At 72.4% G+C, this 12,582-nt stretch carries 13 protein-coding genes and 1 tRNA gene; 11 read left to right on the top strand and 3 right to left on the bottom strand.

Translation table 11 applies throughout. The annotated features are described in order from the left end of the window. Positions 1-135: 135 nt before the first annotated feature. Complete coding sequence (locus tag MTP13_RS02225; RefSeq protein ID WP_243569433.1) at positions 136-993, top strand: polyphosphate kinase 2 family protein; 858 nt, start codon at positions 136-138, stop codon at positions 991-993. A gap of 72 nt (positions 994-1,065) precedes the next feature. Here the strand turns inward: MTP13_RS02225 and MTP13_RS02220 are convergent, their stop codons facing one another. Beyond that, entirely contained in the window at positions 1,066-2,370 is a 1,305-nt protein-coding gene (locus MTP13_RS02220; RefSeq protein WP_243569432.1) for an isochorismate synthase, read from the bottom strand. Between the two features lie 71 nt (positions 2,371-2,441). On the opposite strand from MTP13_RS02220, the gene MTP13_RS02215 reads away from it, so the two are divergent. The 5 genes from MTP13_RS02215 (at position 2,442) to MTP13_RS02195 (ending at position 7,555) form a co-directional block, all read left to right on the top strand. After that, on the top strand, positions 2,442-3,170 hold the full coding sequence (locus MTP13_RS02215; RefSeq protein ID WP_243569431.1) for a class I SAM-dependent methyltransferase: 729 nt from the start codon (positions 2,442-2,444) through the stop codon (positions 3,168-3,170). A gap of 105 nt (positions 3,171-3,275) precedes the next feature. After that, positions 3,276-4,397: a polyprenyl synthetase family protein gene (locus MTP13_RS02210; protein WP_243569430.1), complete on the top strand. Its 1,122-nt coding sequence runs from the start codon at positions 3,276-3,278 to the stop codon at positions 4,395-4,397. A 94-nt stretch (positions 4,398-4,491) separates the two neighbouring features. Further along, positions 4,492-5,802 (top strand): ferredoxin--NADP reductase domain-containing protein, encoded by a 1,311-nt coding sequence (locus tag MTP13_RS02205; RefSeq protein ID WP_243570905.1) that lies wholly within the window; start codon positions 4,492-4,494, stop codon positions 5,800-5,802. A gap of 62 nt (positions 5,803-5,864) precedes the next feature. Next, the gene (locus MTP13_RS02200; protein ID WP_243569429.1) at positions 5,865-6,563 is read left to right on the top strand and encodes a prepilin peptidase; all 699 of its coding nucleotides are present in this window, start codon (positions 5,865-5,867) and stop codon (positions 6,561-6,563) included. Then, positions 6,560-7,555 (top strand): alpha/beta hydrolase, encoded by a 996-nt coding sequence (locus MTP13_RS02195; RefSeq protein WP_243569428.1) that lies wholly within the window; start codon positions 6,560-6,562, stop codon positions 7,553-7,555. The genes MTP13_RS02200 and MTP13_RS02195 overlap by 4 nt, the downstream gene beginning before the upstream one ends. Before the next feature lie 33 nt (positions 7,556-7,588). Here the strand turns inward: MTP13_RS02195 and MTP13_RS02190 are convergent, their stop codons facing one another. Next, positions 7,589-8,077, bottom strand: a complete 489-nt coding sequence (locus MTP13_RS02190) for a YajQ family cyclic di-GMP-binding protein (protein WP_243569427.1) — start codon at positions 8,075-8,077, stop codon at positions 7,589-7,591. A gap of 34 nt (positions 8,078-8,111) precedes the next feature. Further along, positions 8,112-8,954 carry an MOSC domain-containing protein gene (locus tag MTP13_RS02185; RefSeq protein ID WP_243569426.1) on the bottom strand — a complete coding sequence of 281 codons (843 nt, stop codon included), beginning with the start codon at positions 8,952-8,954 and terminating at the stop codon, positions 8,112-8,114. 112 nt (positions 8,955-9,066) lie between these two features. On the opposite strand from MTP13_RS02185, the gene MTP13_RS02180 reads away from it, so the two are divergent. The 5 genes from MTP13_RS02180 to MTP13_RS02160 all read left to right on the top strand — a co-directional run bounded on the left by MTP13_RS02180 (position 9,067) and on the right by MTP13_RS02160 (position 12,491). Then, on the top strand, positions 9,067-9,231 hold the full coding sequence (locus MTP13_RS02180) for a hypothetical protein (protein WP_189085524.1): 165 nt from the start codon (positions 9,067-9,069) through the stop codon (positions 9,229-9,231). Positions 9,232-9,250: 19 nt separating this feature from the next. Beyond that, the gene (locus tag MTP13_RS02175; protein ID WP_243569425.1) at positions 9,251-9,943 is read left to right on the top strand and encodes a PH domain-containing protein; all 693 of its coding nucleotides are present in this window, start codon (positions 9,251-9,253) and stop codon (positions 9,941-9,943) included. Between the two features lie 116 nt (positions 9,944-10,059). Continuing rightward, a tRNA-Tyr gene (locus MTP13_RS02170) sits at positions 10,060-10,144 on the top strand. 274 nt (positions 10,145-10,418) lie between these two features. Further along, a complete protein-coding gene (locus tag MTP13_RS02165; RefSeq protein ID WP_243569424.1) occupies positions 10,419-10,778 on the top strand; it encodes a hypothetical protein in 360 nt (119 codons plus the stop codon). A gap of 144 nt (positions 10,779-10,922) precedes the next feature. Continuing rightward, on the top strand, positions 10,923-12,491 hold the full coding sequence (locus MTP13_RS02160) for a helix-turn-helix transcriptional regulator (protein WP_243569423.1): 1,569 nt from the start codon (positions 10,923-10,925) through the stop codon (positions 12,489-12,491). The last annotated feature ends 91 nt before the right edge of the window (positions 12,492-12,582 follow it).

Here is a 12,582-nt window from a genome sequence, read left to right as displayed (position 1 = left end):
GCGCCGCGGGAGGAGATCCGTGTCGAGGGAGGACGGTTTCGGGGATCTGATCCTCCCGCGGTGCGAATCTCCTCCCGCGCGCGCCATGATGGAGCCCACGCGGCATCCGCCGCCGAAGCGCCGAGGGGGAACCGAATGGACCGCGAATCGTTCTGGACGGCGGATCCCGCCGAGCTGCTCCGCGTCGGCCCCGGCTTCCGCCTCGCCGACGTCGACACGAACGCGCACCCGGGCTTCGACGGGGACAAGGCCGCGGGGCAGGCCGCGCTCGCCGAGGGCGCCGCCGTGCTGAACCGCCTGCAGGAGCAGCTCTTCGCGAACAACGTGGTGAACGGCGACGAGCGGCGCGTGCTGCTCGTGCTGCAGGCGATGGACTCCGCCGGCAAGGGCGGCATCGTGAACCACGTCATGGGCGCCGTGGACCCGCAGGGCGTGCACCTCGCCGCGTTCAAGAAGCCGACGGCCGAGGAGCTGCAGCACGACTTCCTCTGGCGCATCCACAAGCAGGTGCCCGCGGCGGGCCAGATCGGCGTGTTCGACCGCTCGCACTACGAGGACGTGCTCATCGGACGGGTGCGCGAGCTCGCCCCGCCCGAGGAGATCGAGCGGCGCTACGGCGCGATCAACGACTTCGAGGAGGAGCTCGCCCGCACCGGCACCGCCATCGTGAAGGTCATGCTGCACCTCTCGAAGGACGAGCAGCGCGAGCGGCTCGCCGACCGACTGGCCAGGCCCGACAAGCACTGGAAGTTCAATCCGGGCGACATCGACGAGCGCGCCAGGTGGGACGACTACCAGGAGGCGTACCAGCTCGTCTTCGAGCGCACGGCGACGGCGGATGCCCCGTGGTTCGTCGTGCCCGCCGACCGCAAGTGGTACGCCCGGCTCGCGGTGCAGCACCTCGTCATCGACGCCCTCGAGCGGATGGACCTCGACTGGCCGAAGGCCGACTACGACGTCGCGGAGCAGCAGCGCCGGCTCGCGGCGTCCTGACCGCCGGTCCGCACCAACCCTCGACTTGCCCGACTTTCATGAAAGTCGGGCGAGTCGAGAAGATGCGCAGGGTCAGCCGCCGAAGGCTTCGACGATCGGGCGGAACTTCATCTCGGTCTCGGCGAGCTCCTCGGCCGGCACCGAGTCGTGCACGATGCCGCAGCCCGCGTAGGCCGTGACCGTGCCGTCGCCGTCGACCTGCGCGCAGCGCAGCGCGATCGCCCACTCGCCGTCGCCCGCACCGTCGACCCAGCCCACGGGTCCGGCGTAGCGCCCGCGGTCGAAGCCCTCCAGCTCGGCGAGGGTGTCGAGCGCGACGCTCCTGGGAGTGCCGGCGACGGCGGCCGTGGGGTGCACCGCCCGCACGAGGTCGAGCGAGTTCGAGCCGTCGCCGAGGGTGCCCTTGAGGTCGGTGGCGAGGTGCCAGAGGTTCGGCAGCTGCAGGGTGAACGGTTCGGGGCTCGTGTCGAGGCGGCGGGTGTGCGGCGCGAGCCGCTGCACGGCGCTCGCGACGGCCAGCGCGTGCTCGGCGAGGTTCTTCTCGCTCGCGGCGAGCTGCGCGGCGTGGTCGCGGTCGGATGCCTCGCCGGCGCCCCGCGGCGCCGTGCCCGCGAGGACGCGGGCCGAGACGGTGCCGTGGTCGACGCGGACGAGCGTCTCGGGGCTCGCCCCGATGAGTCCGTCGACGGCGAACACCCAGGTGTCGGGGTAGTCCTCGGCGAGCCGGTTGATGGTGGCGCGCAGGCCCGCGTCCTCGTCGAGCTCGCCGACGAGCTGGCGGGCGAGCACGACCTTCTCGAGCTCGCCGGCGTCGATGCGGCGCACGGCCTCGGCGACGGCCGCCTCGTAGCCGCCGGGAGTCATGCTGCCGGGGGCGAACGCGACCCGCGGCACCTGGCGCTTCGGCGCGGGCGTCGGCAGCAGTGCGGCGGTCTCCTCGCCGGCGGTCGTCTCGGCGAGCGCTTGCCCTTCGGCGGAGTCGGCGAGGGCGATGCGGGTGATCCAGGAGCGGCCGTCGCGGCGGCCGAGGACGAGCTCGGGGACGATGAGCACGCTCGTCGCGGCGGAGTGCGCGGCGAACGCGAAGGCGCCGAAGGCGACGAGGCCGGTGCCGGGCAGGCCGACCCGGTCGTCGAGGTCGGCGGCGGCGGCGATCGAGGTCCAGGCGGCCGCGGCATCCTCGATCCGGTGCTCGCCGGAGGTCTCGATGCGGAGCACCTCGCCGAGGCCGACGACGCCCTCGCCGCGCCGTAACCAGACGAGCGGGTTGCGCGGGTCGGTGCGGGGGATCAGCGGCTCGGTCTCGTCGACCGCGGTCGTGCGAACGATGAGCCGCGAGCCCTCGGGGGCGGGGGAAGCGGCGGCATGCTGGCTCACCGCCCCAGCCTACGCCCGCCCCGACCGAGGGCGGCCGCCGGGCACCCAGGGTCCGGCCGTACACTCGGAGGATGACCCGCGCAGACCTCGGCAAGCACCCGGAGCAGGTCTCGGCCATGTTCGACCGGGTGGCGGCCAACTACGACCGCACCAACACCCTGCTGTCGATGGGCAACGCCCCGCTCTGGCGCGTCGCCACGACCCGGGCGGTCGACCCGAAGCCGGGAGAGCGCATCCTCGACATCGCCGCGGGCACCGGCACCTCGAGCGCGAGCCTCGCCCGCAGCGGCGCCTCCGTCGTCGCGGCCGACTTCTCGCCCGGCATGATCGAGGTCGGCCGCCGCCGGCAGGCGCACGTGCAGAACCTCGTCTTCGTCGAGGCCGACGCCATGCACCTGCCGTTCGACGACGACGAGTTCGACGCCGTCACCATCTCCTTCGGACTGCGCAACGTCAGCGATCCGAAGCAGGCGATCCGCGAGTTCCTGCGGGTCGCGAAGCCGGGCGGCCGGCTCGTCATCTGCGAGTTCTCGCACCCGCAGGCCTCGCTCGTGCGGGCCGGCTACGGCGCCTACCAGCGCTGGGTGATGCCGCCGCTCGTGAAGCTGTCCAGCTCGAACGACACGGCCTACGAGTACCTGAACGAGTCGATCAACGCGTGGCCCGTGCAGTCCGAGCTCGCAGCGTGGCTGCGCGAGGCGGGCTGGCGCGACGTCGCCTGGCGCAACCTGACGCTCGGCGTGGTGGCCCTGCACCGCGGGCGCAAGCCGCTCGCCCCGGCGACCGACTCGCCCGAGTAGGCAAGCGGCGTGCGTCGACGGCTCGCCCGCCCGGCGATGTCTCCGGCCCGCCTTCGACACGGCCGATAGCCGAGCGGGCTCCGACGCACAGGTAGGCTGGACAGCGTGAAATCGAGCCTCCAGGGCGCGCGTCGCGGGTCCTCCCTCGCCGCCAACCTCGGTCTGAGCGAGCGCGTCTTCGCGTCCGCAGCCGATCGGGCGATGGCTCGGGCCATCGACGACGGACTCGACCGGGTCGAGGCGGGCCTCGTCGAGGAGGTGCGCTTCACCGCACCGGTGGCGGATGCCTCGACGCGCTACCTGCTCGAGGCCGGCGGCAAGCGGGTGCGCCCGATGCTGACGCTGCTCGCGGCGCAGCTCGGCGACGGGGTGACCGACGAGGTCGTCATCGCGGCCGAGGCGATCGAGATCACCCACCTCGCGAGCCTGTACCACGACGACGTGATGGACGAGTCCGACCGCCGTCGCGGGGTGCCCAGCGCGCACGCCGTGTGGGGCAACTCGATCGCGATCCTCACCGGCGACCTGCTCTTCGCCCGGGCGAGCCAGCTCATGGCCCGGCTCGGCGAGCGTGCCATCCGCATGCAGGCCGACACCTTCGAGCGGCTCGTGCTCGGGCAGCTGCACGAGACCGTGGGCCCGCAGCCGGGCGACGACCCGGTGGCGCACTACATCCAGGTGCTCGCCGACAAGACCGGCTCGCTCATCGCCGCGGCCGCGCAGTCCGGGGTCATCTTCTCCAACGCCGATCCGGCGTTCGAGGCGTCGCTCGTCGAGTTCGGCGAGAAGATCGGCGTCGCCTTCCAGCTCATCGACGACGTCATCGACCTGTCGCCGCGTCCCGCCGAGACGGGCAAGGTGCCGGGCACCGATCTGCGCGCCGGGGTCGTGACCCTGCCCCTGCTGCGCCTGCGCGAGCTCGCGAAGCAGGACGCCGACGCGGCATCCCTGCTCGCGCGCATCGAGCGCGACGTGCTTCCCGTTCCGGCCGACGCCGTGGGCGACCCGCTCGACACCAACACGCAGGCCGCGAGGATCGTGCCGTCGAAGGAGACGGTCGATGCCATCGTGGCGGAGCTGCGTGAGCACGAAGCCACCAGGGTGACGCTCGCCGAGGCGCACCGCTGGGCGGACGAGGCGGTCGCCGCGCTCGCACCGCTGCCCGAGGGCAGCGTGAAGAAGGCGCTGACGCGATTCGCCGAGACCATCGTGGAGCGCTCGAGCTGAGCTCGGGCGAGAGGAGAACGAGCACGTGACGAGGAACAAGCTGCGCCTGGCGATCGTCGGAGCCGGCCCCGCCGGCATCTACGCCGCGGACATCATGCTGAAAGCGGAGCGCAACTTCGACGTCTCGATCGACCTCTTCGATCACCTGCCGGCGCCCTACGGGCTGGTCCGCTACGGCGTCGCGCCCGACCACCCCCGTATCAAGGGCATCATCACGGCCCTGCGCGAGGTGCTCGACCGCGGCGACATCCGCATCTTCGGCAACGTCCGCTTCGGCCGGGACCTCACTCTCGACGATCTGAAGCAGCACTACCACGCCGTCATCTTCGCGACGGGCGCGGTGCGCGACGCCCCGCTGCACATCCCCGGCGTCGACCTCGAGGGCTCGTACGGCGCCGCCGACTTCGTGAGCTGGTTCGACGGGCACCCCGACGTGCCGCGCACCTGGCCGCTCGACGCGAAGCAGGTCGCCGTGATCGGCAACGGCAACGTCGCCCTCGACAGCGCCCGCATCCTCGCGAAGCACGTGGAAGACCTCATGGTGACCGAGATCCCGGCGAACGTCGCCGAGGGCCTCGCGGCGTCGCCCGTGACCGACGTGCACGTCTTCGGCCGCCGCGGTCCGACCTCGGTGAAGTTCACGCCGCTCGAGCTGCGCGAGCTTGGCGAGCTGCGCGACGTCGACATGATCGTCTACGACGAGGACTTCGACTACGACGACGCCGCGAAGGCGGCGGTCGCGGGCAACAAGCAGGTCTTCGTCATCGACAAGGTGCTGCAGCAGTGGCGCCAGCGGGAGACCGGGCAGGCGTCGCGACGGCTGCACCTGCACTTCTTCGCGAAGCCGCTGGAGCTCGTCGACGACGGCACCGGCCGGGTCGGCGCGATCCGCTACGAGCGCACGAAGTCCGACGGGGCCGGCGGCGTCGTCGGCACGGGCGAGATCCGGGAGCTGCCGGTGCAGGCCGTGTACCGGGCGGTCGGCTACTTCGGTTCGCCGCTGCCGGGCGTCCCGTTCGACGAGAAGTTCGGCGTGATCCCGAACCACGAGGGCCAGGTCATGATCCGCGACGAGGAGACCGGCGAGCCGCGCCAGCTCTACGGCGTGTACGCCACGGGCTGGATCAAGCGCGGACCGGTCGGCCTCATCGGGCACACGAAGTCCGACGCCATGGAGACGGTGAAGCACGTCATCAACGACCTCGGCAACTGGTGGCAGCCGGAGCACCCCGAGGAAGGCGCCATCGTCGAGCTGCTCGAGTCCCGCGGCATCCGGTGGACCGACCTCGACGGCTGGCACCGCCTCGACGAGCACGAGCTCGCCCTCGGCGAGGCCGAGGGGCGCGTGCGCATCAAGGTCGTGCCCCGCGACGAGATGGTCGACCTCTCCCGCGGCGAGGCCTGAGCCGCCGCAGCCCCTGTGGACGGCGGGCGCCTCGGCGCCGCGTCCGCGGCTAGCCTCGGCCGGTGCCCCTCGCCCCGCAGCTGCTCGCCACGGTCGGCCTCGCCGTGCTCGGCGCACTGCTCGGCTGGTGGCCCCTGGCCGCCTGGGCGACGCAGAACCTCACCGCGCCGCCGCCGCGCGGCATCCGCGCCGTCGTCGCGACGAGCGCATCGCTCACGGCGGTCGCGTTCGGCGCGCTCGGCTGGCGCTTCGGTCGGCAGCTGATGGATGCCCCGAGTCTCGCCGTGCTCGGCGCGCTGCTCGTGTTCGCGGCCGCCGGAACGGTGCTCGCCGTCGTCGACGCGCTCGAGCACCGGCTGCCGAACGCGGTGCTCGGTCCGGCCGGGCTCGCCGTGGCCACCCTCCTCGGTGTCGCGGCCGCGCTCGACGCGACAGGCGCCGGCCCGCGGAACGCGCTGTCGGCCGCCGTCGGCGCCGCCGTGCTCTTCGCCCTGTTCCTCGCCGTCGCGCTCGTCTCGCCGCGGGCGATGGGCATGGGCGACGTGAAGCTCGCGGCGCTCGTCGGCGGCGTGCTCGGCTGGGGCGGGCTCACGAGCTGGGCCACCGGGGTCTTCGCGATGTTCCTGCTCGGCGGCCTCGTGGCCGTCGTCGGCCTGCTCCTGCGGAGGGTGCCGGCCGGCGGGGCGATCCCGTTCGGTCCCGCGATGCTCGCCGGGGCGCTCCTCGCCGTCGTCGCGGTGCCCGCTACCCTGGGGCCATGACCGCCGCGTGGCGCCCCGACGTGCTCGGGCCCGGGTTCGAGCAGCTGACGCTGCCGCTCGGCTCCGACGACGAGGGCGAGCTCGTCGCCACCCTCGTGCGGTACACGCCGCCCCCGGCATCCGGCTGGTGGCCGTTCGCCCGCACCCCGCGCGGAGCCGTCGCCGGTTGCGACGTGCTCTCGGTGCACGGCTGGAGCGACTACTTCTTCAACCCGGAGCTCGCGCGCTTCTGGGCCGCGCAGGGCGCCCGCTTCTTCGCCCTCGACCTGCGCAAGTACGGGCGCAGCCTGCGCCCGGGCCAGACGCCCGGCCTCATCACCGATCTCGCCGACTACGACGCCGACCTCGACGCCGCGCTCTCCGCGATGCAGGCGGGCGGCGCCGCGCGGCCCCTCATCCTGATGGGCCACTCGACCGGCGGACTGACCCTCTCGCTCTGGGCCGACCGCCACCGCGGGCGTGCACGGGCGCTGGTGCTGAACAGCCCGTGGCTCGAGTTCCAGTTGAGCCGCGTGGGCCGCGAGGCCCTCGCGCCCGTCTTCGCGCTCGGCGCGCGCGTGCACCCCCTCGCCCCGCTGCCGAACGTCGACCTCGGCTTCTACACCCGCGCCGTCGCGAAGGAGCAGGGCGGCGAGTGGGAGTACGACCACCGCTGGCGGCCCGACCGGGGCTTCGCGACGAGCCCGATCTGGTTGAACGCGATCCTCGCCGGGCACGCGCGCGTCGCGGCGGGCATCGACGTCGGCTCGCCGGCGCTGACGCTGCTCTCGGCGCGGTCGAGCATCCTCACCCGCTGGGACGAGTCGATGCGCACGAGCGACAGCGTGCTCGTCGTCGACGAGATCGCCGAGCGCGCGCTGAAGCTCGGCCCCGAGGTGACGGTGTCGCGCATCGACGGCGCGCTGCACGACGTGACCCTCTCGCGCGAGCCCGCCCGTGCCGCCGCGTACGCCTCGATCAGCCGCTGGCTGCGCGGCTACGCGCCTGCCTGAGCCCAGGCCGCCGGATGCGGGAGCGGGCCGGGGTCAGCGGAAGTTGACGAACTGCAGGTCGACCTCGAGATCGGCCGCCTTCAGGATGCGGATGACCTCCTGGAGGTCGTCGCGGCTCTTCGAGGAGACGCGGAGTTCGTCGCCCTGGATCTGCGACTTCACCGTCTTCGGGCCCTGCTCGCGGATGATCTTGCCGATCTCCTTCGCGGCCTTCTGGTCGATGCCCTGCTTCAGCGCGATCTCGATGCGGAACTCCTTGCCCGAGGCGTAGGGCTCGCCCGCGTCGAGGCTCTTCAGCGTGATGCCGCGCTTGATGAACTTCGACTGCACCACGTCGAGCACGGCCTTCACGCGCTCCTCGGACGAGGCCTTGAGCAGGATCTTCTCGCCGCTCCACTCGACCGAGGCGCCGACGCCCTTGAAGTCGTAGCGCTGCTCGAGCTCCTTGCGGGCCTGGTTGACCGCGTTGTCGGCCTCCATCTTGTCGACCTTGGAGACGATGTCGAACGTCGAATCTGCCATGCCGCCAGTCTAGCCAGGGCCCGGGCGGCTCGGCTCAGCCGAGCACGTGCAGCGCGTCGCCGACCGCGACGAAGTCGCCCGCCGAGGCATCCAGCACCGGGACGAGCCGCACGCCGAACCAGGTCTTGCCCTCGCGACGCCGGTGCCGCGCGAGCGTGCGGATCGGCTCCTTGCCGCGCACGAGCGTCTCGGGGTCGATGGTCGTCATCACGCAGCGGTCGCAGCAGCCCTCGACGCGGAACTCGACGTCGCCGATGCGCACCCGCGTCCACGCCTCCTCGGCGAACGGCGTCTCGCCGTCGATGACGAGGTTCGGCCGGAAGCGCTCCATGACGAGCGGCACCGGGACCGCGTCGCCGCGCTCGACGGCGTCGCTCGCGGCGAGCTCGTTCAGCAGGCGCAGGGATGCCTCGCTCGCGAGCAGCAGCGGCGAGGCATCCGCGAGCGTCAGCGAATCGCCGGGGCGTCCGCCGTAGTCGGGCTTCACGGTGCGCGCCGTGGGATCGGGCTGCCAGACGAGTCGGAGGGGACGACCGATGCGAGCGCTGATCCAGGCATCCGCCGCGTCGCCCGCCGGCAGGGCCGTGCCCTGGCGCGAGTGCCCGACCGCGACCGGCTCGGCCTCGCGCGGGGCGGCGACGAGCAGGCTGCCCGCGGCGTCGTGCTCCTCGCCGAGCCGCAGCGCATCGTCGGCGAGCGGCGTCGCGACGAGCCCCAGGAGCGCGTTCTCCTCGCGCGCCGTGACCGAGACGCCCTCGGGGTCGACGACGGCCCAACGGCGGTCGTCGGCGAGGCCCCAGGGCAGCACGGTCGCGCTCGGCACGTCGAAGCCGGCGAAGGACTTGACCGGGTGGATGCGGACGCGCGTGAGCTGCATCACAGCACCGTACTCCGCGGGTGCGTCTTGACCCCCATCCGCGTGTCATCTGGCGGCCCCCGTTCGGGTGGGGTAGAAACGACGGCGGACTCCGATCGAAGGGATCGCGAACGTGAAGTGGATCAAGCCCCTGGCCGTCGTGCTGGTCGTCGTGTTCGCGCTCTTCTACATGATCAGTCGGCCGGAGGACGCGGCCAACCTCGTGCAGGGCGCCGTGAACGGCGTCGCGACCGCCGTCGACGGCGTCGGCCGCTTCTTCACCTCGCTCGCGTCCTGAGCGGCAGGCGGATGCTGCCGTGAGCGTGTTCGGCCTCGACCCGAGGGTCGAGCGGCATCTCATCGCCGACGACGGCGAGGTCATCGTCGACGAGGTCGGCAAGCACTGGGCGGCGAAGGTCGGCTGCGTGCTCGAGATGATCGCCGCGGCGCCCGTGCTGCTGCTGCTCGCGGTGCTGCCGAAGCCGCTGTACTTCGTGCCGCTGCTGCTGGCCCTCGGCCTGCTGCTGCACGGGCTCTGGCGGTACGTCGGGCTGCGGATGGACCGCTTCGTCATCACGAACATGCGCGTGTTCCGGGTGCACGGCATCCTATCCCAGCGCATCGCGACCATGCCGCTCTCGCGGATCCTCGACATCTCGGTGCACACGCCCTTCGTCGGGCGCCTCATCGGTTACGGCCACTTCGTCTTCGAGTCCGCGGCGCAGGACCAGGGGCTGCGCGAGATCCGCTTCGTCGGGCGGCCCGACGAGCGCGGGCTCACGATCCAGCGGGTCATCCAGCGTTCGGGGCTCCGCGGGCGGATGCACCAGCCGGACTTCCCGACGCCCGAGTACGACCCCGCGCGGGTCGGCCTGCTCGCCGCCCACGACGCAGCGAGCGGCGGCCAGATGGCGGCGCGCGCCGAGGCGGATGCCGCGGCCGACACCCGCGACCTGAACGCCACGCGGGACTACAGCGACGAGCTGCCCTGGTGGCGCGAAACCCGCTGAGCCGGTTTCGCCGTCGCTCGGTGGATGACGCGCCTCGCGCCGATTTCGCCAGCGGGCCTCGTCCGAGTATCCTTGTGAGGCCCCCGGTTGTGTGCAGAACGTGGTCGGGTGCACATGGCGAGTTACCCAAGCGGCCAAAGGGATCTGACTGTAAATCAGACTGCTCAGCATTCGGGGGTTCGAATCCCTCACTCGCCACCATCAGCTTCACGTCGAAGGCCACCGGATTCCGGTGGCCTTCGTCGTGCTGCATCGAATGCACGCGTGCGCGGCGATGCCTCCACGGGCGGGGTGGTCGCGACGGCCCCGTCGTCGCTCATGGGCCTCGGTCGGCTCGGTAGCGACCGGGCACGCGCCGAGGCGCCGGCTGTGCCGGCCAGGATCAATACCGCAGTATCCAGAGGCGTCAGCGAGGTGGAGAGGGCGGGGTGTTGCGCGTGGCGTTGCCGACGGCGTTCATGAAAGGATGACGGTCGTGGACTTCTCGAACGACGATGCGATCGTCGAGCGGTTGTTCGAGATCCTGCCGAGACTCGACGACACCATCATCGAGGCTGACCGGGCCGCGCTCACCATGAACGTCCGCGCCATGGACGGGCGCGTCGTCACCCTCCAGTTCGATGCCAGGCTCTGCGGAGCGACGGTCCGGCAGATCGATGAAGCCGGTGACTTGAAGTGGCTCGATTCCGGCCCGGCAGATCGCCGGTGGTTCAGCCTGCTCGTCACCCACATCAGCGAATCGATCAACGCCTTCGGACGCGATCACGCGTCGAGGTATGTGCAGGTTCCCGGCGGGTTCGACCCGGTTCCCGCACTGCCGGACCAGGCGCACTGAGCCCGTCGACCACCGGCTCCCTCGTCGTATCCGCCCCCCCGTTCGCGGGCCATCGCGATGTGGTGGTCTGGGGGCCAGCCTGCGCCCTGTTTAGATGGAGAGGATGGTCCGTACCCCGAGCGGACCGACTTCGACCCGGGCTTCATGGTGGCTTCCCACAGAACCGAACGATCAGCGGATCCGCGCGCGGCGCTCCGCCGTGCCGTCGGCGAGCGAGACGTCGACGCGGTCACCTCCCTCGTCGCCGCGCACTGGATGCACCTGCTCGAGGATCGCTCCATCACGCTCGCGCTGGCCATGGGCCTGTGCAAGCCCGACCCGGCCGATCCGCTGCTGACCGCCGTGTTCACCGAGCTGAGCGCCCACTTGAAATCGGCCTTCCGCACCGACGTGGCCTCGCATCGGGCGCGCTGGAACGGTGAGCGCCGCTCGGAGGCCGAGGCGTTGCGCACCGTCCTCGGGGCCACCATCGCCTCGATCGCGGCACGGGCCGAGGGCCGCGCGGCCGAGAGCCGGACGCACGCCGGACGCGCCCGCGCCGCGCTGCCCACGGCGATCGCGCGCATCCCGGCCGGGATGCTCGCCCGGCTGCAGCATCACTGGCTCCGCGCGGAGCTGATGAGCACCGGCTACGTGACGGTCGTCGACGGCGCGGAGGAGGTGCTGCGGGTCGCGGTCGCGACCGGTCAGCTGGATGTCGCGTACAGTACGGCGGGCTACTCCGCCCTCTCGCACGCGTTGGCCGGACGGGGGCCGGCGTCCGACCGTGCCGCAACGGAGGCCGCCGCCCTCGCCGATCTCATCGAGCCGTGGCAGCGGTCGGCCATGGGCGTGCCGCTCCGGCTCGCGACGGCGCTCCGACTGCTCGACCGCGGGCACGGCGACGACGCGGCGGCGCTGCTCACCGACGACCGCCGAGCGGAGCAGGACTCCGAGCTCTGGGCGCTGGCCCTGATGGTGCGGGCGCAATTGCCGGCGGCGAAGAACGACCCGCCGCGGCTGCTCGCGCTGCTCGAGGCCGAAGCGGCGTCCTGGCCGTCGGACCTCGTCGCTCGGCCGATCAACTGCGTCCCCCTCGATGCGGCGCGCGCGCAGCTGCACGGGCTGATGGGGCACGGCGCGCTCGCGGTCGAGCTGCTGGAGCGGAGCGCGGAGCACGACGCGCACGGGATCGTGCGCGTCCGCCTCGCCGCGATCCGTGCGGCGGAGGACGCGACCGCGGCCGCCGCGTTCGTGGAGGCGGTGCTCCGCGAGAGCGGGGATCGACCGCGGGCCGCCGCCGAGATGCACCTGCTCAAGGCCGCCCGCGCGCTCTCGGAGGAGAACGAGGCGGTCGCGTCCGGCGAGTTCCGCCGCGCGGTGGCGCTCGCGCTCGAGAACGGCATCCCCAGGTCCCTCGTCGTGGCGGGCCCCACGGTGCTCGCGAAGCTCTCGGAGCTGACCGAGACGAGCGAGGCGCTCGAAGCCGTCGCCCGGATCGATCAGGAGCTCGTCGCCCTCGACCGCTCGAAGGACCACACCCTGCTCACGCCCCGCGAGCGCGCCGTGCTGCTCGGCCTGATGTCCGGCAGGACCCGCGCGGAGGTCGCGCGCGACTCCTTCGTCAGCGTCGAGACGGTCCGGAGCCAGCTGCGGTCGGCGTATCGGAAGCTCGGCGTCCGCTCGCTCGAGGCGGCGATCTTCGCGGCCACCGAGGCCGGTATTCGCCCCTGATCCGCTGCCCGGACTTCACCCTCAGGGGGATTCTCTGCGCGGTGAGGGTGAAGTCCGGCCTTCCCGGGGTGGATCTCCGATTCGGTCGGAC

The organism is Agromyces soli, assembly GCF_022811605.1.
GTDB lineage: Bacteria > Actinomycetota > Actinomycetes > Actinomycetales > Microbacteriaceae > Agromyces > Agromyces soli.
Note: the sequence above shows the minus strand (reverse complement) of the source record. Positions and strands in the feature narration are given on the sequence as shown.

Coding starts and splice junctions, on each gene's coding strand:
- MTP13_RS02190 (WP_243569427.1), bottom strand. CDS start 8,077: ATGGCAGATTCGACGTTCGACATCGTCTCCAAGGTCGACAAGATGGAG.
- MTP13_RS02205 (WP_243570905.1), top strand. CDS start 4,492: ATGCTGAAAGCGGAGCGCAACTTCGACGTCTCGATCGACCTCTTCGAT.
- MTP13_RS02195 (WP_243569428.1), top strand. CDS start 6,560: ATGACCGCCGCGTGGCGCCCCGACGTGCTCGGGCCCGGGTTCGAGCAG.
- MTP13_RS02215 (WP_243569431.1), top strand. CDS start 2,442: ATGACCCGCGCAGACCTCGGCAAGCACCCGGAGCAGGTCTCGGCCATG.
- MTP13_RS02160 (WP_243569423.1), top strand. CDS start 10,923: ATGGTGGCTTCCCACAGAACCGAACGATCAGCGGATCCGCGCGCGGCG.
- MTP13_RS02185 (WP_243569426.1), bottom strand. CDS start 8,954: ATGCAGCTCACGCGCGTCCGCATCCACCCGGTCAAGTCCTTCGCCGGC.
- MTP13_RS02225 (WP_243569433.1), top strand. CDS start 136: ATGGACCGCGAATCGTTCTGGACGGCGGATCCCGCCGAGCTGCTCCGC.